This is a genomic window from Marinoscillum sp. (assembly GCF_040222955.1).
Lineage (GTDB): Bacteria > Bacteroidota > Bacteroidia > Cytophagales > Cyclobacteriaceae > Marinoscillum.
Genome location: NZ_JAVKCA010000008.1, coordinates 206,478 through 225,992, shown reverse-complemented (window position 1 = coordinate 225,992; position 19,515 = coordinate 206,478). Strand labels below are relative to the sequence as shown.

At 47.3% G+C, this 19,515-nt stretch carries 20 protein-coding genes; 5 read left to right on the top strand and 15 right to left on the bottom strand.

All coding sequences use genetic code 11. The annotated features are described in order from the left end of the window. Positions 1-2: 2 nt before the first annotated feature. From RIH33_RS06860 to xerD, 10 genes are all read right to left on the bottom strand, one after another. Positions 3-860 (bottom strand): nucleoside phosphorylase, encoded by an 858-nt coding sequence (locus tag RIH33_RS06860; RefSeq protein WP_406654329.1) that lies wholly within the window; start codon positions 858-860, stop codon positions 3-5. A gap of 21 nt (positions 861-881) precedes the next feature. Then, a complete protein-coding gene (locus tag RIH33_RS06855) occupies positions 882-1,847 on the bottom strand; it encodes a rhodanese-related sulfurtransferase (protein WP_406654327.1) in 966 nt (321 codons plus the stop codon). Positions 1,848-1,941: 94 nt separating this feature from the next. Beyond that, the gene (locus RIH33_RS06850) at positions 1,942-2,583 is read right to left on the bottom strand and encodes an acetyltransferase (protein WP_406654326.1); all 642 of its coding nucleotides are present in this window, start codon (positions 2,581-2,583) and stop codon (positions 1,942-1,944) included. Between the two features lie 42 nt (positions 2,584-2,625). After that, a complete protein-coding gene (locus RIH33_RS06845; RefSeq protein WP_406654325.1) occupies positions 2,626-3,825 on the bottom strand; it encodes a hypothetical protein in 1,200 nt (399 codons plus the stop codon). Beyond that, on the bottom strand, positions 3,822-5,093 hold the full coding sequence (locus RIH33_RS06840) for a DUF2851 family protein (protein WP_406654324.1): 1,272 nt from the start codon (positions 5,091-5,093) through the stop codon (positions 3,822-3,824). The genes RIH33_RS06845 and RIH33_RS06840 overlap by 4 nt, the downstream gene beginning before the upstream one ends. A gap of 58 nt (positions 5,094-5,151) precedes the next feature. After that, on the bottom strand, positions 5,152-5,973 hold the full coding sequence (pyrF, locus tag RIH33_RS06835; protein WP_406654323.1) for an orotidine-5'-phosphate decarboxylase: 822 nt from the start codon (positions 5,971-5,973) through the stop codon (positions 5,152-5,154). Positions 5,974-6,066: 93 nt separating this feature from the next. Then, the gene (locus RIH33_RS06830) at positions 6,067-6,696 is read right to left on the bottom strand and encodes a LolA family protein (RefSeq protein WP_406654321.1); all 630 of its coding nucleotides are present in this window, start codon (positions 6,694-6,696) and stop codon (positions 6,067-6,069) included. Positions 6,697-6,736: 40 nt separating this feature from the next. Continuing rightward, on the bottom strand, positions 6,737-9,271 hold the full coding sequence (locus RIH33_RS06825; protein ID WP_406654320.1) for a DNA translocase FtsK 4TM domain-containing protein: 2,535 nt from the start codon (positions 9,269-9,271) through the stop codon (positions 6,737-6,739). Positions 9,272-9,308: 37 nt separating this feature from the next. Further along, complete coding sequence (locus RIH33_RS06820) at positions 9,309-10,337, bottom strand: quinone-dependent dihydroorotate dehydrogenase (RefSeq protein WP_406654319.1); 1,029 nt, start codon at positions 10,335-10,337, stop codon at positions 9,309-9,311. After that, entirely contained in the window at positions 10,337-11,284 is a 948-nt protein-coding gene (xerD, locus tag RIH33_RS06815) for a site-specific tyrosine recombinase XerD (protein WP_406654317.1), read from the bottom strand. The genes RIH33_RS06820 and xerD overlap by 1 nt, the downstream gene beginning before the upstream one ends. Here xerD and aroQ point away from each other — a divergent pair. Together aroQ and RIH33_RS06805 are read left to right on the top strand one after the other, a co-directional pair. Next, entirely contained in the window at positions 11,268-11,687 is a 420-nt protein-coding gene (gene aroQ, locus RIH33_RS06810) for a type II 3-dehydroquinate dehydratase (RefSeq protein WP_406654315.1), read from the top strand. The genes xerD and aroQ overlap by 17 nt on opposite strands. After that, positions 11,684-12,748 carry an aminotransferase class V-fold PLP-dependent enzyme gene (locus RIH33_RS06805; protein ID WP_406654314.1) on the top strand — a complete coding sequence of 355 codons (1,065 nt, stop codon included), beginning with the start codon at positions 11,684-11,686 and terminating at the stop codon, positions 12,746-12,748. Before aroQ ends, RIH33_RS06805 begins: the two co-directional genes overlap by 4 nt. Here RIH33_RS06805 and RIH33_RS06800 read toward each other — a convergent pair. Further along, positions 12,726-14,039, bottom strand: a complete 1,314-nt coding sequence (locus RIH33_RS06800; RefSeq protein WP_406654313.1) for a tetratricopeptide repeat protein — start codon at positions 14,037-14,039, stop codon at positions 12,726-12,728. The two genes, RIH33_RS06805 and RIH33_RS06800, sit on opposite strands and share 23 nt — an antisense overlap. A gap of 91 nt (positions 14,040-14,130) precedes the next feature. Here RIH33_RS06800 and RIH33_RS06795 point away from each other — a divergent pair, with 91 nt between their 5' ends. The 3 genes from RIH33_RS06795 to RIH33_RS06785 are packed head-to-tail and all read left to right on the top strand — an operon-like array spanning position 14,131 to position 15,864. Next, a complete protein-coding gene (locus RIH33_RS06795) occupies positions 14,131-14,703 on the top strand; it encodes a MarC family protein (RefSeq protein ID WP_406654312.1) in 573 nt (190 codons plus the stop codon). Next, positions 14,700-15,158: a ribonuclease HI gene (rnhA, locus tag RIH33_RS06790; RefSeq protein ID WP_406654310.1), complete on the top strand. Its 459-nt coding sequence runs from the start codon at positions 14,700-14,702 to the stop codon at positions 15,156-15,158. The genes RIH33_RS06795 and rnhA overlap by 4 nt, the downstream gene beginning before the upstream one ends. Before the next feature lie 49 nt (positions 15,159-15,207). After that, complete coding sequence (locus RIH33_RS06785) at positions 15,208-15,864, top strand: tRNA1(Val) (adenine(37)-N6)-methyltransferase (protein WP_406654309.1); 657 nt, start codon at positions 15,208-15,210, stop codon at positions 15,862-15,864. Here the strand turns inward: RIH33_RS06785 and RIH33_RS06780 are convergent, their stop codons facing one another. From RIH33_RS06780 to ubiE, 4 genes are all read right to left on the bottom strand, one after another. After that, positions 15,865-17,193 (bottom strand): saccharopine dehydrogenase family protein, encoded by a 1,329-nt coding sequence (locus RIH33_RS06780; protein ID WP_406654307.1) that lies wholly within the window; start codon positions 17,191-17,193, stop codon positions 15,865-15,867. 71 nt (positions 17,194-17,264) lie between these two features. After that, positions 17,265-18,020, bottom strand: a complete 756-nt coding sequence (locus RIH33_RS06775) for an SDR family NAD(P)-dependent oxidoreductase (RefSeq protein ID WP_406654305.1) — start codon at positions 18,018-18,020, stop codon at positions 17,265-17,267. After that, the gene (locus RIH33_RS06770; RefSeq protein WP_406654303.1) at positions 18,017-18,790 is read right to left on the bottom strand and encodes a porin family protein; all 774 of its coding nucleotides are present in this window, start codon (positions 18,788-18,790) and stop codon (positions 18,017-18,019) included. The genes RIH33_RS06775 and RIH33_RS06770 overlap by 4 nt, the downstream gene beginning before the upstream one ends. Next, positions 18,739-19,461 carry a bifunctional demethylmenaquinone methyltransferase/2-methoxy-6-polyprenyl-1,4-benzoquinol methylase UbiE gene (ubiE, locus tag RIH33_RS06765; RefSeq protein WP_406654302.1) on the bottom strand — a complete coding sequence of 241 codons (723 nt, stop codon included), beginning with the start codon at positions 19,459-19,461 and terminating at the stop codon, positions 18,739-18,741. Before ubiE ends, RIH33_RS06770 begins: the two co-directional genes overlap by 52 nt. Between the last annotated feature and the right edge of the window lie 54 nt (positions 19,462-19,515).

Below are 19,515 nucleotides of genomic sequence, written 5' to 3'. Positions count from 1 at the left end.
TCTTAGATAGTTTCCAGCACCTTTTTGATCAGGGAATCCACCACTTTGTTGGGGTCTTTGGAGAACTTGTTTCTGATTCTGTTGGCAATGATGGCATTCATGCTGATCATTTCGTGACCCAGAAGTTTGGCCAGGGCGTAGTAGCCTGCTGTTTCCATTTCAAGGTTGGTTAGCCAGAAATTACCCACATGAAAATAGTTGAGTTTGTCCACCAGGTCAGGGTAACGGATAGGCAATCTGAGCGATCGACCTTGGGGGGCGTAAAACCCATGGCAGGTTACGGTGTTGCCCAGTATGGTTTTATCCCTGAATTGCTCGATCAGTTCGTCCGAACCACGCACACAATAGGGCATATAGGGCAGTCCGATTTCTTTCTGTAGACCCTGACTCACCTCCAATTCCAGGCCCTTCATTTCCAATTGATAGAAATGAACCATTGGATCCATGCCTATGCCATACTCACTCATGACGTGGCTGCCCAGGCGGATGTCATTCTGTATACTGGCCGATGTGCCAATCCGGATGATTTTCAGGCGAGTCGGGTTGGGTTTCGGCTCTCTGGTCTTCAGGTTAATATTGAATACAGCATCCAGCTCATTCATCAGGATCTCCACATTGTCCGTCCCCATTCCGGTACTGATGACGGTGAGTCTTTTGCCTTTATAGGTGCCCGTATGAGTGATGAACTCACGCTTGTTCATTTCAAACTCTATCTTATCGAAATGACGCGATACACGATGAACCCTGCTGGGGTCGCCCACCGTGATGATTTTATCAGAAACGTTCTCAGGCTTTAAGTTGAGGTGATAAATACTCCCATCCGGATTGATGATGAGGTCTGTTTCAGAAAATTTGGCCATAGGGAGTATTTTTCTATGATGTTATGAGCTGGTGTCTTTTTGGCGCTTTAGGCCCCGGTAGGGGTTATATCCATTCATTTCCTTTTGGTAAAACCCTGTGCCGTCATAAGGTCTCACATCCGGGTTTTTAGAACATTCCTCAGAGCAGCAGCCATTGTAAACAAGGGCGCCCTCTTCACTCATCGGTATGTGCTTGTTGCAGTGTGGATTGGCACAGTTGACCATTCGGTCACTCGGTACTCCGGTCACGTAGCATCTGGAAATGACTTTTGGATTCACCTTATTGAGGTCTTTGACGATGCGATTGTCAAAAACATAGCATTTCCCTTCGAAATCCTCCCCCTCAGCTTCGATACCATATTTGATGATGCCGCCATGGAGCTGATGCACGTCTTTAAAGCCCTGCTCCAGCAGGTAGGCACTGGCCTTCTCGCATTTGATACCACCGGTACAGTAGGTGATCACTTTTTTGTCTTTGAGCGATTCCAGTTCCTTGACCTTCTCAGGGAAGTCTCTGAAATTTTCAATGTCCAGCGTAATGGCATTTTTGAACTTGCCCACTTCGTGCTCATAGTTTGAGCGCACATCCAGAATGACTGTGTCCTGGGGCTGTTCTTTCAGGATTTTTCTGAATTCTTCAGGCTCCACATAGGCACCGGTTCGTTTGGTAGGGTCTATGTCCGGTAAGCTGGCATGCACGATCTCTGGTTTGACCCTTACATGAAGTTTGGTGAAAGTGTGGTCAGGCACGACCTCCACTTTGAATTCCACATGGCTAAACCGTGGATCTGATTGCACATCTTTCATGTACTGCTCACAATCCGCACGCAGGCCCGAAACGGTACCATTGAGTCCTTCTTCGGCCACAATGATTCGCCCCTTAAGGTTGAGTTCCAGGCATCTGAGGTGATGTTGCTCTCTGAATGATTCGGGATCCTCGATCCTCGAATAGCAATAGTAAAGTAGGTTTAAGTATTCTGCTTCCATAACTGAGCCTTGTTTCGGCAAGGTGTTTGAAAAAGGAATATTTTTTTAAAACAGCAAATTAAACGAATGAGCCACAAAAAGGCATTAAAAAAGATTATTTTGAGTCGATCACAGTTGCGGGGTTGCCAAAGACGGTTTTACCATCGGCAACATCTGCAATGACTACTGACCCGGCACCTATTCGTGCTTTTTTTCCGATTTTCACTCCGGCAACTATCAATGAGCCACTGCCAATAAAGGCCTCATTGGCGATCTCCACACCAGAGTTGATGGTGGTGCCCGCGCCCACTTGCACAAAATCACCCATTTTCACCTCATGCTCGATGATGGCCCCCGAGTGAATGAGGCAATGCTGGCCAATGACCGCATTGGCGCCAAGGGTAACCCGGGCGTTGATGAAGTTGCCGTGTCCAATGACTGCAGAATTAGAAATGATCGCAGCGTCATGAATGGCATTGGTAGGCATCACCTTGCGGGTGTCCATAAGCATTTTTACCTGACGTTTGCGCAGGGCATTGTCATCTGTGGCCACAAATGCCTCCGTTTTCTGCCCGATCAATTTGATAAAGCCATGATCGTCGGTTTTGCCCAATACGGTCACATCATCTATCTCCAGCCCGTGCATTTCAGCATCATCCTCCAGAAACCCATACACAACCACTCTGTTGCTTTTGAAAATCTCTAATGCGGCCTTGCCGATACCCTTTGCTCCGAAAATGATTACTGGTTTCTCCATAGTCCTGAAAATCAGGCTGCAAAGGTAGCGAAAAGCCTATTCTTAAGAAAGGAATCTCTTGCTGGGAATGATGAGCAAAATAAAAAGCAGAAATGGCTGATACGCCGCCTTGTAGCGTTCCAGTGATCCCAGGTTTGGAGATACCAGTGGTAGAAAGGTAGCCAGGATGGTAATGAAGCCAACTGTGATCAAAACCAATGTGGTGAATCGATAGCGATGGGCATGAAAGAGGCTGTAGAAAAACAGGAGTAGAAAAAAGAGATTTTGGAGGCCCCCCACGATCAACGGCCCATTGACTTCCCAAATGAACGGTCTGAACAGCCCGGCAATAAGTCCTTTGGGTAAATGCATGATCAAACTGGGATAGGTAGGCTCCAGGTCAGGAAAATGAAGTGTCTTGTCGGGTTCCGAATCATTGTAAATCACCTGGTGAGTGTTATACACTGATTCAGGTAATTGGTCAAAATGAAGATTTTTATTGACTTGTGTTACCAGCAACCCCATCAAAATAGCGCCGCCCAAAGTAAAGAGGAGCTTGAAAGTCTTTCGGGGTACCAGTGCATCCAGTACTTTGGCCCATGCCAAAATCCCCATAGCCATGGAGGTAACAGCCACCAGATAGAATTTTAAGTAAAAGAGTATCAACAACCCACCACCGACCAGGAAGTATTCTCTGAGTCTGTTGGCGGTGTGGTGCCAATAGCGGATACAGAACCCCGCCAGCATACACAGGGCTCCATTGATGAGGGGGTCTTTGAGTACACCGGAAGACCAAAACATGGCCGTGGGCAGGAAGAGAAATGAGGCGATGGCTGCTGTAACATATGCGGGATGGTACTGGTGAATGCGGGACACGAGATACCAGCTGCCGTAAAATCCAGCAAACGATAGGTAAAGCCCACTGATCCAGTAGTTCCCTCCGGTGATCAGGTATAAAATGCTGAGGATTTTAATAAAAAACTCATTTCTGGCCTCTCCCATATAGACCGGGTGCTGTGCGGTAAGGAGGGAATGAATGTATTCTGAAAAGGAATCACCGGAGAGCTGGAAAAGGGTGGTAGCCTGTTCGTGGAAATAGGTTGTGTCGCCAGCGCCCAAATGAATGAGATAGTACCACCCAAGTGCTAGTCCACAGAGCATTCTGAAGGCCAGACCACTCCAGTAAAACACCCGGAGCTCAGCGCCGGATCGCAGGAAATAGGCCAGACCAGCCAGAAACAGAAGACTCAGAAGCTGGATCATTTGGGTGGGTTAAGAATAGACATCCCAATATTACACCTTAGGCATTTCTTCTGGACACAAAACGATTGATATTGATAAATCAGCCCCTGAGTCTCGGCTCCATTGCCAGGGGTTACCCCCTTATCTATCCATTTTTTGATGACATGATTGGATTCCGGAGGCAGTTGCTCCAGGATGTGCTGGGCACGCTCCAAATAGACGACTTCATCCAGGTATTTAGAGTAGGCACCCAAAACGGGAGCGAGCGAATTAATGACGATGTTTTCAATGGATTTGGTGCCTATTCTCGGACTTTTGTTGGTGGTTTTTCCAAAGTCAAAATGTGATTTCCAGTAGTCTGGGAGGTTTTTTTGGAGAAAGCCAATTGCCTCTTTCAGCCCTGAAATATTCAGAAGGCTGGCCAGTAGTTGATTTTCCTGAGCGAGAAAGGCTGCAAACTGGCTCAATCTTACAGATGGAAAATTGGCAGGTCGCATTTTGGAATGCTTCCAATGGTGTCTGTCCAGCATTCGGTGGAGTTGAAATTTTTTGGACAGGAATTCAAACTCGTTCCTCAAATTTTCCTGATACTCATCCACAGGATCTTCCAGAAAACCGGCCATTCCAAAAACGAGAGCGTATACCTGCAATTCCTTGCCGGCATGCTTACGAATAATGTGGTAGGGGAGCGAGGACGCTAGTTTCTGAAAGGCATCTGCATTGGTTTTAAATCCAAAATCTCGAGCCAGTGTCTGGTAGGCCGTTTCTTCCCAGTCGCCCCCCTGTTGTTCAAGGGTCTCCAGCACGCGTATACTCTTCTCTTGCAGCCGTGAGGCAACCGCCCGATCGATCATTGCGCTGACTTGGATTTGAGGAATGTCGCTAAGGCCGGGACCACATCGGATCACCTCTGGCTGGTTGATATACCTGCGGTATTCCTGCTCCAGGTTGGCGGACACATACCGAGACATTTCCAGAGTGGGTATCGGTTCTTGGTCGATCAGAATTTCGCCATCGTTGATCCACACCACATGGAGGATGACATTCTCATAGGCTCTGTCAGTTTGATGGTTGTGCCTCTTCCAGTCAGAGGATTTGTAATGTATTTCCACAGAGCCTGACCAGGTGAGGTCATCTATTTTGATTTTGGCTTCCAGAAAATCAGGGCCAGAGTCGTGATTTTGATGGCCTGTCTGGAAAACGGTCAAACTGCTTCCATTGGAGAGAACCAGCTCTTTTGACGCGAATTTTTGAAATTTCCAGAGAAACTGCAGAAAGTATTCATCCATAGGCGGCGGTAATTGATGAACCCTAATATACTGTTATTGTGGTTTTTGTAAGCGCTTTTCAGCCAAAATGCTTCTGAAGTTCAGCGGCCATCTGAACCTGCACTTCTTTGGCGGCTGTAGCTGCCTGCTGCGCAAAATCCGCCCCGTTTCCCGCATAGATAATGCCCCGGGAGGAGTTTACAATCAGCCCGCACTGTCTGTTCATTCCGTACTTACAGACCTGTGAGAGACTGCCACCCTGGGCGCCTACGCCCGGTATCAGGAGGAAGTGATCGGGGACAAGTGCCCGCACGCCCACAAGTGATTCGGGCCTGGTAGCTCCTACTACGTACATCATGTTGTTGGGATTGCTCCAGGTGGCGCTTGTGCGGATGACCCTTTCGTAGAGTTTTTCGCTGGAGTTTTCAATGAGCACTTCCTGGAAGTCGAAAGAGCCACTGTTGGAAGTGGCTGCCAATAAGATGACCCACTTTCTGGAATAGTTGAGATAGGGAGTGACTGAGTCCTCGCCCATGTAGGGGGTTACCGTGACTGAGTCAAAATTCATGTTTTCGAAAAAGGCTTTGGCGTACATGTTGGAGGTATTCCCAATGTCACCACGTTTGGCATCTGCTATGGTAAATACATCCTCAGGCATATATTCCATGGTTTTCTCCAGGGAGGCCAGCCCTCTGCTGCCAAGGGCTTCATAAAACGCGAGGTTGGGCTTGTATGCAATGGCATACGGATAGGTGGCATCTATGATTTGCTTATTGAATTCAAAGATGGGATCTTCCAGGGAGTGTAGGTGTTTGGGGATTTTTTCCAGATCTGTGTCCAGTCCTACACACAGGAAAGATTCTTTTTCCTTGATCTTATCAAATAGTTGTTGCCGGGTCATGCCTTAGGAGAAAATTTAAGGCAATTTAAACATTATTGCGAGGGGTGAAAATGGAAATTGGCATGTATTTATGCCAATTTCCACTTCAGGTTCTTATCGGAAGTCAATGACTTCCACACCTGGATATTTACTTTCGTCGAAAGTGAAAATGGAGTCCTTTACATCATTTTTCACTTGAAATTTCTCAATGGTGTAGATGTATTTGTTTCCGGATCGCTCCATTACCGTGAATTTCTTGAGGTCATCGTTCTTGTCAATCTGCAGGCGGATCTTGTAGTAGCTTTTATCCTTGCTCACAGGGTCCAGTTCCACGATTCTGCTACCATCCTTATTTACAGACATGAGCACGTATTTGAATCCATCTTTGTACAGGTCATAAATATTGCCAAGTGTGATTTCTTCATCTTCGGGTTCGTAGGTATTCACTGTGACTTCCCCGAGCTCGGCACTGTAGCTGTATACATCAGTGCCATTGTTGTAAATTTCCTGACCGGCCACTTTCAGCACATACTTGTCATCTTTCACCAGGATGTTCCCGGATATTTTATCATTGATTTCAGCGCTTTCATTGATGAGCTCTTGCGAAAAGTCGGCAGAGTAAGCGCCTATTTTTTTGTACTTGGCACTCATGGCATTGAGCACGGCCAACGCATCAGGGTCATACTGTGCCTGTGTGTTGTAGGCGAAACAGACTGCCGCTATTAGATAAATCAATTTTCTCATGTCCTTTCTGTCTAATTATGCTTTCGCAATTTGGTTATTTTTAATGCTTTTGGTTGATGTCATTCAATAACTGTTCCAAAGCGTACTCATCCTGCACTAAAACTTCTCTGGCCTTGCTACCTTCAAAGGATCCCACGATCCCCGCAGCTTCCAATTGGTCGATCAGGCGGCCAGCCCTGTTATAGCCTAGTTTCATTTTCCGCTGAATGAGAGAGGTGCTCCCTTGCTGGTGCATGACGATTAGTCGGGCGGCATCATCAAACAGGGAATCACGCTCAGAAAGGTCCACAGAACCAATTTCGGATCCCTCATTGTCACCAACATATTCTGGCAGCAGATACGCATCATCATAGCCACGCTGATCACCCACAAACTCACAAATGCCATCCACTTCGGGGGTATCTACAAAGGCGCATTGCAGACGGATGAGGTCAGAGCCCATGGAAAGTAGCATATCCCCTTGTCCAATCAATTGATCGGCGCCACCTGTGTCCAGAATGGTTCTGGAGTCAATCTTGGAGGTTACTCTAAACGACAGACGTGCCGGGAAGTTGGCCTTGATGATACCGGTAATGACATTGACCGAAGGTCGCTGTGTGGCCACGATCAGGTGTATCCCAATGGCACGGGCCAGCTGCGCCAGGCGGGCAATAGGTGTTTCTATTTCTTTACCGGCAGTCATCATGAGGTCAGCCAGCTCATCGATCACCAGCACAATGTACGGCAGGTATCGGTGTCCTTTTTGCGGATTGAGTCGTCGGCCTACAAATTTCTTATTGTACTCTTTCAGGTTTCTGCAGCCGGCATCTTTCAGCAGGTCGTAACGGTGATCCATTTCCATGCAGAGGGAGTTCAGTGTATTCACCACCTTGGTCGTGTCGGTGATGATGGCCTCTTCACTGTCCGGAAGTTTGGCCAGGAAGTGGCGTTCCAGTTTGTTGAAAAGCGTGAGCTCCACTTTCTTGGGATCCACCATCACAAACTTAAGCTGAGAGGGATGCTTTTTGTAGATCAGCGAGGTAATGATCAGGTTGAGGCCGACAGATTTTCCCTGGCCCGTAGCTCCGGCCATAAGCAGGTGCGGCATTTTTGCCAGGTCAGTCACGAACACCTCGTTGGAAATGGTCTTGCCCAATACGATAGGCAAGTCCATGGAGCTCTTCATAAATTTCTCCGTGGTGATCACAGATTTTACATCCACCATCTCCCGGTTCTTGTTTGGCACCTCTATACCGATGGTTCCACGCCCGGGTATGGGTGCAATGATACGAATGCCAAGGGCCGCAAGGCTCAGAGCGATATCGTCTTCCAGGTTTTTGATCTTGGAGATTTTCACTCCCGCCTCAGGGACGATCTCATAGAGGGTGACGGTAGGCCCAATGGTTGCTTTGATGCTCGAAATCCCAATCTTGAAGTTGATCAGGGTCTCTACGATTTTGTCCTTGTTCTGCTCCAGTTCATCCTTAGACACCTGAACATCGCGCTGGGGATAATCGATGAGTAGCTCCGGTGTAGGGTATCTGTATTTGGGCAAGTCCAGGGTTGGATCATAGTTTTCGGTATGATCTACCCGCACCTCATGATCTTCAGGTATTTCTACTTCTATGCTAAATTCTTCTTCTTTTTTGGGCTTTTCGATGAGGTCTTCAGGAAGCTCAATGTGAAACTCTGGTTCTTCCTTAGGAGCTGTCTTTTTGGGTTTTGGCTTGTCTTCCAGCGTCCAGGTTTCCACTTCAGCCACTTCTTCATCTGCTGTTGCCTCCTCTTCAGGTTGCGGCAGAACTGGCTGTTGCGATTTTTCTTCTTTTTCTACTTCTTCTTTTACCTTTTTCAGGATGAAGTCAAGTGAGTTATCAGTTTCTTCTGATTCTTCATCCTCATCCTCTTCGCTTTCAGAGTCACTAGCATTGGATTCAGGTTTTCTGAAGATGCCAGCGGCTTTTTCTTTCAGGTTGAGCACCAGGTCATCCACTACAGGAATCTGAGTGATGTCGAAGAAGTACATATTGAATACCAGAAAGAGGAAGATCAGAAAAAGGAGCGACCCCCATCCCATGAGCCCGTCGAGAATGATGGCCAGCTCGAAACCGGTGCCCCCACTCAGAAAGCCCCATTCGCTCACCTCGTCTGAACTGAGCATGAAGTAGCCAATAAAGATACTTAACCATAGCAGGTAGAAAAGGGAAAAGGAAAATGCTTTGGTGAGGGAAATAATGCGTTTTCTCCAAATGATTCGATGGCCAACCAAAAACAGGAATGGCGGGATAAGCAGCGCGGATAGCCCAAACCATAAGAAAATGAAGAAATGTGCAGTAATGGCCCCTATGCTACCAAACCAGTTTTGTACTTCCTGACCTGAATCTTTAATGTTGGTATGTAGAAATGCTTCTACCACGCTCTGATCGGCCTTGCCTGTACTCAGGTATGAGATAAAGGAAATGAACAGAAAGAAAGCCGTGAGCAACAAAAAGAAGCCAACTGCAAGATGAAGTTTGCGGTCATTCAAAAAATCCAATTTGAAATTGAATGACTTGGAAGACGACTGGTTTTGTTTTTTATAGGTGTTTTGTGCCATGTGAATCGTACAAAAGTAATGGAGATTCCCCCCTTCATCAAGCATTTGCCAGGATTGCCTGATTGATTTCCTTGATGAGTGCAGGGCCTTTGTATACGAGTCCGCTGTATACCTGCACCAGATTGGCTCCAGCCGCAAGTTTTTCCAGGGCGTCAGCCCCACTTAAAATTCCCCCCACTGCAATGATAGGTATATCACGATTTTGTGCTCGCAGATATTGTATGATTTCTGTGGATCTTTTGAAAACAGGAGCACCACTCAGTCCACCAGCTCCTATGGCTTCCAGGTTCTCAGCAGATTCGCTGAGTCCGCTTCTGTCTATGGTGGTGTTGGTGGCGATGATACCATCGAGGTTGATGTTGCCGGCTATTTCTATAATATCATCCAGTTGTGAGTTGGTCAGGTCAGGGGCAATCTTCAAAAGAATAGGTTTTTGGTTGGGCTTTTTCCTGTTAGCTTTTTGTAATGCCCGCAGCAGTGCCTCCAGTGGCTCCTTGTCCTGGAGTTTGCGCAGGTCGGGGGTATTGGGTGAGCTCACATTCACCACAAAATAATCTACCTCCGGATAGAGTACATCAAAACACTTCAGGTAATCGTCAGTGGCCTGCTCGTTGGGGGTTACTTTATTTTTGCCAATGTTCCCACCAATAATGATGCCTTTCGGTTTGCTCCGGAGATTTTCTTTGGCGGCATACATGCCTTTATTGTTGAAGCCCATGCGGTTGATGAGTGCCTGATCTTCTGGCAGGCGAAAAAGGCGAGGCTCAGGGTTTCCCGCCTGGGCCAGGGGTGTCACTGTGCCGATTTCTATGAACCCAAAGCCCATGGCTGCAAACTCATGAATAAACTCGGCGTTTTTGTCGAATCCGGCTGCCAGTCCCACGGGATTTTTGAAAGTGAGTCCAAAAAGTTTCCGCTCCAGTTTGGGGTGTTCCAGTTGATAGATGGATTTGAAAATGGCTTTGACCAAAGGAATTTTGAAAGATGCCCGCAAGGTATTGGTGGTGAAATGGTGGGCCTTTTCGGCTGGCATGCTGAATAAAAACTTCTTGGCGAGTTGATACATTAGCTTCTCGGATGAAATTCGTTGATGATTTGTTTTAAATAATCCCGGTCCAGGTGGGTATAGATCTCTGTGGTGGTGATGGACTCATGTCCCAGCATCTCCTGCACAGCACGCAGGTCAGCGCCACCTTCTATCAGGTGCGTGGCGAATGAGTGCCTGAAGGTATGCGGACTAATACTTTTTTTGATTCCGGCTTTGAGTGCCAGGTCTTTGATGATGGTGAAAACGCTGATGCGTGAGATGTGTGACCCACGCATATTGAGAAAGAGGAAGTCTTCATGGCCTTTCTTGATGTCCAGATGAACCCGCACGTGGTCTTTATAAAGCCCAATGTGTTTGAGCGCCTCCCTGCCGATCGGTACCAGGCGTTCTTTGCTGCCTTTTCCGATAACCCGCACAAACCCCTCTTCTACGTAAATGTTTGAAATCCGAAGTTCGATCAGCTCCGTGACGCGCAGCCCTGAACTATACAGCGTCTCCAGCATGGCGCGGTTTCTTGTTCCCCCGTCTGTGGAAAGGTCTATTTGAGCAAGCAGAGCCTCTATTTCATGAAACTCCAGCGTGTCTGGCAACTTTCGTCCTATTTTGGGAGATTCCAGCAGCTCTGACGGGTCTTTGTCTATCAGCTGCTCATAGAGTAAAAACCGGAAGAATCCTTTTACCCCTGATAGCATTCTGGCCTGGGTGTAGGGGGACATGCCCAGCTCATTCAGAAACTCGATAAAATCCACCAAATTGGCCTGAGAAACTTTCAATGGGGAGACATCTAAGTTTTTGATTTCGAAAAACTCACGTAATTTCGTGATGTCTCGCACGTATGCATCAATGGAATTGCCGGCAAGCGACCGTTCCAATTTTAGATAATTACGAAATTGCTTGATATAAACGTCCCAACTCACCATGGCGAATTTAGTCTGAGAAACTGTGAACATGAAAATAATCATCATCAACGGACCCAATTTGAACCTACTGGGCAAGCGCGAGCCAGAGATTTATGGTAGCCGGAAGTTTGAAGAATACTTTGCTGACCTTAAATCTGCCTATCAGGAGATTACGCTGGAGTACTTTCAATCAAATCATGAAGGGGCACTGATCGATAAATTGCACGAGGTGGGATTTGACTATGACGGCATTATAGTGAACCTGGGTGGCTACACGCACACTTCTGTAGCTCTGGCAGATGCCATAGCTGCCATCAGCACACCTGTGGTGGAGGTACACATCAGTAATATCCACGCAAGGGAGGCTTTTCGAACGCATACTTACACTGGAGCAAATGCCAAGGGAATTGTTTCCGGGCTGGGCTTGAAAGGATATGACCTGGCGATTAAATATTTTCTGGAGCAATGAAGGTAGCGAATTTTTATCCCGGGCCTTCACGGGTCTACTCCAACATCACGGAATACATTTACGAGGCATACATGGACGGGATCATGTCTGTGAACCACCGAAGTGAAGAATTTATGAACCTGATGGAGCTCACCAAAAAGGAGCTGCGTGAAAAACTTCAGATTCCGGCAGACTACGAAATCGCTTTTATATCCTCAGCCACCGAGAACTGGGAGATCATTGCTCAGTCACTCACACAGAAGGCCAGCCAGCATTTTTACAATGGTGCCTTTGGTGAGAAATGGGCAAGTTATGCCAGTAAACTCACCAATACCATCAATACCCACTTCGGGATCAATGAAGCGCTGCCCACCGGGGACATTGCCAAAAAGGCAGATGTGCTCTGCGTGACGCAAAATGAAACCTCCAATGCCACTCAGGTATCCATGAAAAGCCTGAAAATGCTCCGGGTTGAAAATGAAGGGAAAATCATCGCCGTGGATGTCACCAGTTCTCTCGGTGGGATTAAGCTTGATTTTACACTGGCCGATGTGTGGTATGGCTCCGTGCAGAAATGCCTGGGCCTGCCGGCAGGCATGGGTATGATGATTCTTTCGCCTTTTGCGGTACAAACTGCAGAGAAAATTGGGGAGCGCGATCATTATAATAGCTTATTGAATATTCTGGAGAATAGCAGAAAGAATCAAACACAATATACCCCCAACGTGCTGGGCATTTACCTGCTTTATAAAACACAGCAAGCCACCAAGGGGATGGACTATATCGAAGGCAAGCTGGAAAAGCGGATGGAAGAGTACGTGGCTCTTGTCAATGCGCAGGAGGAGATCAACTTTTTGATCACCAATGAGAAAGTACGCTCCAAAACTGTGCTGGCGCTCGAAACCAGCAGGATGGAGGAGTTAAAATCCGGGGCCAGTGAGCGTAGCATCATCTTAGGAAACGGCTATGGTCCCTGGAAAGCTTCTACTTTCCGGATTGCCAATTTTCCTGCCATCAAAAACAAGGAGGTGGAGAAATTGATGGAGTATCTCAGGAGTTTTACTGGCGTCTCTGCAAGGTAACGGACTCGTTGATCCAGCAGTCCACGGTGATTTTGGAGCCCTCTTCCTTGCTCTCATTGAAAATGTCTTCTATAGACGGGAATTGTTCCCTGCAGGCATTCATTTGCTCGGTGTTGCCCGCTTTCTGGTACATTTCATAGGCAGCCAGGTACACTGCCCGATCCTTCACCTTGCTTTCCCCGCCTCTGCACTCATCAAAGCTGAGAAAATACAGATTGCCGATCAGGTTGAATGCTGCGCTGGCGCCGGGTTTTACACTCAGTGCTTCGTAGGCCACTGATCGTGCTTTTTTCTTATTGCCAAGCTTTACTTCGGTAGAGGCTTGCCCCATGAGGGCATCAAATTTTTGTTCATTGTCCTGTGCCAGGTCTTCCATCTGCTGGTAGTAGTACATGGCCTTGTCATATTTTGGAGCAAAGTAATACTTATCAGCCAGGGCCTTTGCCAGCGAGTAAGAGGGAGCCGATTGGAAGAAGACTTCTCCGGCAGAAATGAAATAGGGCTTATCTGTGCACCTGGCGGAGAGCGAATAGGAGAATATTTTTTTCGCCAGATTCAGGTCTTGAGGACTTGATTTAAACTTAGGAACCAGCTGCTCTTCAATAAACTCACAGCTGATGAGATCACCGAGCGAGCTCAAAAACGCATCGATCTTGTCCTGTTCTTTTTGTAGCTTTTCTCTATTGCCGCCTTGCAGGACCTTTTCATCGATCACCGCTGTGATTTTGCCATGAGTATCCAGAACATCCGTAGCGGAGAATTCTGCTGGCTTTTGCTTGTAGTAGTAAGTAGCCAGGGTCATGTAAGGTGTGAGATTGAAGTCTGAGATGTCTGCGGCATTCATGGTGTAGAGCTCTTTATACATCGCACTCAGCATGGGGTACTTGGTGGCGTTGCGATAATAGAGTTTGAAAGCAGTATAAGCCTTTCGGTCCAGAACGGAAGCCTTGTTATCAAAGTACTTCATTCGCATATCATATGTCCAGAGGAGGGAGTCCTCCAGGGCGGTCTGTCTGCTTTCTGAAAGGCCCGGGAGCTCCAGTAGCTCGTCTATGATCTTGGAGCCATCCTGGTAGATGGATTCATGGAGGTTTGGTGTGTTTTTATATAGCCATGTGACGGTGGCGAGGGCCTCCTGATACTTATCTGTTTGCATCAGTACTTTGTAGTAGGCCTGTTTCTCTTTGGTGGCGGCATTCAGGGTCTCGTCTTCTGGCCAGTTCCATCCGGCTTGTGAGAAGGCTGAAAAGCCGATACTGACATATGCCAGGAGGGTGATTATTTTTCGCATAGGAAGTCCATATTAATTTTTAACCAAATTGATAAAAAAAGTCTGTGTTCGTTGAAATCCAACTTAGCTTTGCCTGAAAATTTTAGTACGGATGTTCAATTTTAAGGAAATTATTTCTGTTTCGCTGATTCTTTTTTCGGTGATAGACATTCTGGGGAGTGTGCCGATCATCATAGACTTACGTAAAAAGGCCGGGCATGTTCAGTCCGAGAAGGCCACCATAGCCTCCGGAGCGTTGATGATTCTTTTCTTATTTCTGGGAGAGGGCATTCTTAACCTATTTGGTATTGACATAGGTTCATTTGCCATAGCAGGTGCGCTGATTATGTTTTTCATAGGACTGGAAATGGTGCTGGGAATTCACTTTTTCCGGTCAGATCACGAAGACTTGTCGTCTTCTTCTATTGTGCCTCTGGCCTTTCCACTTATAGCCGGCGCGGGTACATTGACTACTCTTATTTCACTCAAGGCCGTCTATGCCACTTCCAATATCCTGGTTGGTGTGGTTCTCAACCTCATTTTTGTATACATGGTGCTTAAGTCCTCCAATTGGCTGGAACGAAAGATTGGTGCGGGGGGCTTTAATATCCTCAGAAAGGTTTTTGGAATTATCTTGCTCTCTATTGCGATCAAAATATTCAAAACCCACCTATTGACTCTATGATTAAAATATTCACAGATGGAGCAGCCAAAGGCAATCCCGGACCAGGTGGGTATGGAGCCATACTGGACTTTCGGGGAAAGCGAAAGGAGCTGTCCGAGGGCTTCAGAATGACCACTAACAACCGGATGGAGCTTTTGGCGGTGATAGCTGCACTGGAGTCAATTAAAAAACCCGGCTGGGAAGTACTGATCATTTCTGACTCAAAATATGTGGTAGATGCAGTGGAGAAGGGTTGGGTTTTCGGATGGGAAAAGAAGGGCTATAAAGGAAAGAAGAATCCTGACCTTTGGCAGCGCTTTCTGAAGGTATACAGGCAGCACAAGGTGAAATTTCAGTGGGTAAAAGGCCATGCCGGGCACCCGGAGAATGAACGCTGCGACGAACTGGCGGTACAGGCAGCGGAAGGAGCTGGTCTGAAAGTGGATAAGTTTTTTGAGGACGAACAGAGTGCCTAATTCCTATTTCCAATTCAAACAATTTCGGATTGACCAGACAGCATCAGCTATGAAGGTAACCACCGAGGGCTGTTTGTTTGGTGCCTGGGTGGCTGCTGCATGCAAGGCTCCCCGAGCGGTTTTGGATATAGGTACCGGCACGGGTCTTTTGGCCCTTATGCTGGCTCAGACATTCCCTGCTGCGCTGATAGATGCCGTGGAGGTGGATGGCCCGGCGGCAGGAGAGGCTCGGGGAAACTTTGGCACGAGTCCATGGAGTGAGCGTCTTCGAATGACTCACGGCACTGTTCAGTCTTTTGATCCTCCAACAACATTTGATCTGATTATTTCCAATCCACCTTTTTACAATCAATCGCTGCGTTCTGCGTCTAGGTCCATCAACTGGGCGCGACATGATGGCGAACTATCGCAAGAGGACCTGCTGGATGCTATTTGCAGGCTGTTAGCCGACGATGGGGAGGTGTTTGTGCTATATCCGGTACCGGAGGCTGAGAGATTTGAAGGAATGGCTCAAGGTCGAGGGTTATCTCCACAACGAAAATTGAAGGTGTATGATGTCGCCGGGGCAGCCCCGATTCGGGTGATCGGTCAATATGCTAAAACTGTGACAGACACGGTAGAGGAGGATTTTTACATTAAAACCGGAGATGGTAATTACACCCCCGGTTTTGTGAAGTTGCTAAGAGATTATTATCTCCATTTGTGACTAAGAGACGGTTTCGCGTTCAGAAAACTCAAAGCCCATTTTTTCCAGCTCATCCAGGATAGGTTCGTAGATTTCCTGCTGTGTAGGGATGGATACCCCTGTCGTTTTGATTTTTCCCTGAAGGATCATTTTTGCGGCTATGCCCAGCGGCAACCCCACAGTCTTCGACATGGCTGTGTTTACCGGGTCATCACCCAGCGCGATCATGTGAGCCTGTATTTCTTTGGGCCTGCCATTGTCCAGATAGCTGAACTTGTGCCACATCACTATCATGTCTTTGTCTGTTTCGTCAAGCGTCCATTTCTTCTTGAGAATGTGCTCCAGTATTTGCGCCGGGGTTCCTTTATCCAGCCCCACAGGTTCTTCTGAGAGAATATTCAGCCAGTTGAGCTTATACATCTCGTCAGATTCCAGTCCGATGTTCAGGTAATGGGCCAGCTTCAACTCTACCGAATCATGGGGATTAAACATCAGGAAAGAGTTGATGAACTGTCTGTGGGTCATTTCAGAGACATTTTCCATTTCATAAGTATCGTCTGTAGCTCCCAGCTGCACAAAGATGTCCCAGGCTTTGCAAAATCCGGGTCTTCTCAGAGTGCCTCGGTAGAGGGTCTGAATGCCACGCAGTTTGTACAGGTCGAGGTACTTCAGGGAGTCACGGTTGGCATAGCCTTCGAAGTGGCCATACCCTGGTATATGGATGATCTCAGTTCGCTTAAAAAGTTTGTGATAGGGGATGTACTTAAAGCGGGATTCCTGAAGAAACTTCACGTTGCCGGTTCCGGCTAAAACGACATTTCGGGGGTTCCAGGTAAACTTATAGGCCCATGGGTTTTCCTTGAGTTTGTCCTCGGCAAGGAGCCCTCCCGTGAAGGTCTCAAAGGAGGTAAGGGTGTGTCCGGCAGCTTTGATGCGATCCAGCACCCTCATGGCAGACATGTGATCAATGCCCGGGTCCAGTCCCAGCTCCATGATGCATTGATTGCCGGAAGCTGCAAACTGATCTGAAAGGGCTTTGATCTCAGGAGAGATGTAAGAGGCAGTGAGCATGTCCCGGCCTATTTCTGCACAGATACCAGCCACGATGGGGTGTAGGCTGGCGGGTAACATGCTGATGACCAGATGGGCATTGGTGATTTGCTCTGTGGCCAGTGTTTTGTCATAAATATCAAATTCTATGACATCTGCTTCCTTAAATTTCTTTCTGGCAATGGAGGTATCTTTTTCGCCAATCACCACTTTCCAGTTGTTTTCTTTGGCGTTTTCCAGGAGGTAATTGATCAGTGAGGTAGAGGAGCGCCCGGCTCCCAGAACCAAAATATGCTTCATAAAAAATCAGGGTTTTAGGGTAATGTTGTTACCGCAAACCTAATGGAAGCGTGAGCCATTGCAAGGCGCTTTTAGTTTTTCTTATGCACCATAGTAGCCGAGGCCTGAGCACCGGCCAGTACAAGCATATCAGCAATATTTACGTGTGCAGGTCGTGATAATATGAAGGCCACGGTTTCGGCAATGTCCTGTGCCTGTAAGGGGTCAAATCCAAGGTATACTTTCTCTGCGCGTTCCTGGTCACCTTTGAACCTGACCGCTGAAAATTCAGTTTGAACCAGGCCGGGTTTGATCTCCGATACTTTGATGCCTTCTGTGATCAGGTCTTGCCGCATTCCCTTGGAAATGGCATCTACGGCAAATTTTGAAGCATTATAAACATTGCCTTTGGGGTACACCTCCACACCCGCCACGGACCCTATGTTGATAATATGTCCTTTTTGTCGGCTCACCATGCCGGGTATGATCGCATTGCTTACATACAGAAGGCCTTTCACGTTGATGTCTATCATGGCGTCCCAGTCGGCTACTTCACCCTCCTGAATGGCACTGAGTCCATGGGCATTCCCGGCATTATTGATTAGGACGTCTACCGATTGCCATTTGGCTGGTAAACTGTTGATTGCAGCCTCGGCGGCTAGCCTGTCCCGCACGTCAAATGAAAGTGTAGTGACTTCTGTCTTTTCCGAAAGCTCTTTTTCCAGCTTAGTTAACCGGTCCTGGCGCCTGCCACAAATGATCAATTGGTAGTCTTTGACCAGACACCTGGCGGTAGCTTCACCAATGCCGCTGGTGGCGCCGGTGATCAATGCAATAGGTTTGCTCATCGTCGACGTTTTTTAGCATCTCGCAGGTACGTTGGGCCCCCTTCGAAGGTGACGTAGAACGCGATGTTTTGGTAACTAAGTCTTTTCAAAGCTACGTCATAGGTATTGGTGCCGTCTGTAAGCATGTCCCTCAGGCCCCATGAATAGCGTACTTCCGGGGAAAATTTAAATAAAGGGAAAAATAAATCAAAACCCACGCCGGCATCTACCGAAACATTCCAGTCTCGCAGTTCCAGTCGCTCACGGGTGTCCAGTTGGTCACCTTTGCCGGCAGCTTCAAAGGCAGGACTCAGGCCCCCCACCACATACATGGCAGCATTGCCCCTTCGGGCAGATTTGTATTTGAGCAACATGGGCAGCTCCACCATGGTTGCTGGTTTCAGTTCCCGCAGTTCCCGCCCATCCGTATATCGGTAGGTAAGGTCATACTCATAAAATCCTACGGTGGGCAATATTCTAAAACTCAGGTACTTGTGCAGGTTCATATCCACTACGAAGCCTACTTTCCAGCCGGGTAGATTGCCGGGGACGATCGAGTGAAGCGAGTCCAGCGCATCCGTGGCGTAGGCATCGGAGTAGCGAATTTTGTATTTGGAGCTGTGCAGGCCTATCTGAAAACCGTAGTGGATCCACTGGGCATCATAGTCAATAAGGTTTTCGCTGGCTTCATTCTGAGCATACCCGGGTAGGGCCATCATCAAAACAAGTGCGAAAACAACTATTTTGTGCCTATGTATATGGAGCTGATGCCCAGGGTTAGTGGTTTGCATTGAGTGTTTTTAAAGCCGACTTTTTCTAAAATCTCTAAAAAATTCTGGCCATCAGGAAATGCTCTTACAGACTCTGGTAAGTAAGTGTAAGCAGCCTGATCTTTGGAAATAGTATTGCCTATTTTAGGTAAAATCCACTTAAAATAAAAATGATACAATTGCTTGAAGGGGAAGGATTTTGGTTTTGAAAACTCTAATATAACTGTCCTTCCTCCGGGCTTTAATACCCGATACATATCCGCCAGGCCTTTTTCCAGATGTTCGAAATTCCGTACGCCAAATGAAACGATCACTGCGTCGAACTTATTGTCTTCAAACTGCAAAGCTTCAGAATCTCCGGATAGTAACTCTATCTTTTGATCCAGGCCTTTTTTCTTCATTTTTTGCCTGCCCACAGCCAGCATGCCTTCTGAGATGTCTACACCCGTTACTTTGTCGGGTTTCAGGGCCAATGCCTCAATGGCAAAATCACCTGTGCCAGTGGCAATGTCCAGTATTTGCTTAGGCCGGAGGTCTTTTAGCTGCCTGATGGCTTTCTTTCTCCAGGCTATGTCTATGCCCAGACTGAGAAAGTGATTGAGGAAGTCATAATTGCCACTAATGTTATCAAACATAGTGGCAACCTGTTCTTTCTTACTCCCCTGCTTATCTTTGTACGGTACTACGCTCATATTCGCTTGCAATATTAACCATAAACAGTGCGTTTGCCCCTATTGTTAAAAATT

Excerpts from the sequence above, each read along its gene's own strand:
- RIH33_RS06860 (WP_406654329.1), bottom strand. The coding sequence starts at position 860 with ATGGCCAAATTTTCTGAAACAGACCTCATCATCAATCCGGATGGGAGT.
- RIH33_RS06805 (WP_406654314.1), top strand. The coding sequence starts at position 11,684 with ATGAAGGTAGCGAATTTTTATCCCGGGCCTTCACGGGTCTACTCCAAC.
- RIH33_RS06825 (WP_406654320.1), bottom strand. The coding sequence starts at position 9,271 with ATGGCACAAAACACCTATAAAAAACAAAACCAGTCGTCTTCCAAGTCA.
- RIH33_RS06780 (WP_406654307.1), bottom strand. The coding sequence starts at position 17,193 with ATGAAGCATATTTTGGTTCTGGGAGCCGGGCGCTCCTCTACCTCACTG.
- RIH33_RS06795 (WP_406654312.1), top strand. The coding sequence starts at position 14,131 with ATGTTCAATTTTAAGGAAATTATTTCTGTTTCGCTGATTCTTTTTTCG.
- RIH33_RS06785 (WP_406654309.1), top strand. The coding sequence starts at position 15,208 with ATGAAGGTAACCACCGAGGGCTGTTTGTTTGGTGCCTGGGTGGCTGCT.
- RIH33_RS06820 (WP_406654319.1), bottom strand. The coding sequence starts at position 10,337 with ATGTATCAACTCGCCAAGAAGTTTTTATTCAGCATGCCAGCCGAAAAG.
- xerD (WP_406654317.1), bottom strand. The coding sequence starts at position 11,284 with ATGATGATTATTTTCATGTTCACAGTTTCTCAGACTAAATTCGCCATG.
- ubiE (WP_406654302.1), bottom strand. The coding sequence starts at position 19,461 with ATGAGCGTAGTACCGTACAAAGATAAGCAGGGGAGTAAGAAAGAACAG.
- RIH33_RS06845 (WP_406654325.1), bottom strand. The coding sequence starts at position 3,825 with ATGATCCAGCTTCTGAGTCTTCTGTTTCTGGCTGGTCTGGCCTATTTC.
- RIH33_RS06800 (WP_406654313.1), bottom strand. The coding sequence starts at position 14,039 with ATGCGAAAAATAATCACCCTCCTGGCATATGTCAGTATCGGCTTTTCA.
- aroQ (WP_406654315.1), top strand. The coding sequence starts at position 11,268 with ATGAAAATAATCATCATCAACGGACCCAATTTGAACCTACTGGGCAAG.
- RIH33_RS06770 (WP_406654303.1), bottom strand. The coding sequence starts at position 18,790 with ATGCAAACCACTAACCCTGGGCATCAGCTCCATATACATAGGCACAAA.
- RIH33_RS06775 (WP_406654305.1), bottom strand. The coding sequence starts at position 18,020 with ATGAGCAAACCTATTGCATTGATCACCGGCGCCACCAGCGGCATTGGT.
- RIH33_RS06855 (WP_406654327.1), bottom strand. The coding sequence starts at position 1,847 with ATGGAAGCAGAATACTTAAACCTACTTTACTATTGCTATTCGAGGATC.
- rnhA (WP_406654310.1), top strand. The coding sequence starts at position 14,700 with ATGATTAAAATATTCACAGATGGAGCAGCCAAAGGCAATCCCGGACCA.
- RIH33_RS06830 (WP_406654321.1), bottom strand. The coding sequence starts at position 6,696 with ATGAGAAAATTGATTTATCTAATAGCGGCAGTCTGTTTCGCCTACAAC.
- RIH33_RS06850 (WP_406654326.1), bottom strand. The coding sequence starts at position 2,583 with ATGGAGAAACCAGTAATCATTTTCGGAGCAAAGGGTATCGGCAAGGCC.
- pyrF (WP_406654323.1), bottom strand. The coding sequence starts at position 5,973 with ATGACCCGGCAACAACTATTTGATAAGATCAAGGAAAAAGAATCTTTC.
- RIH33_RS06840 (WP_406654324.1), bottom strand. The coding sequence starts at position 5,093 with ATGGATGAATACTTTCTGCAGTTTCTCTGGAAATTTCAAAAATTCGCG.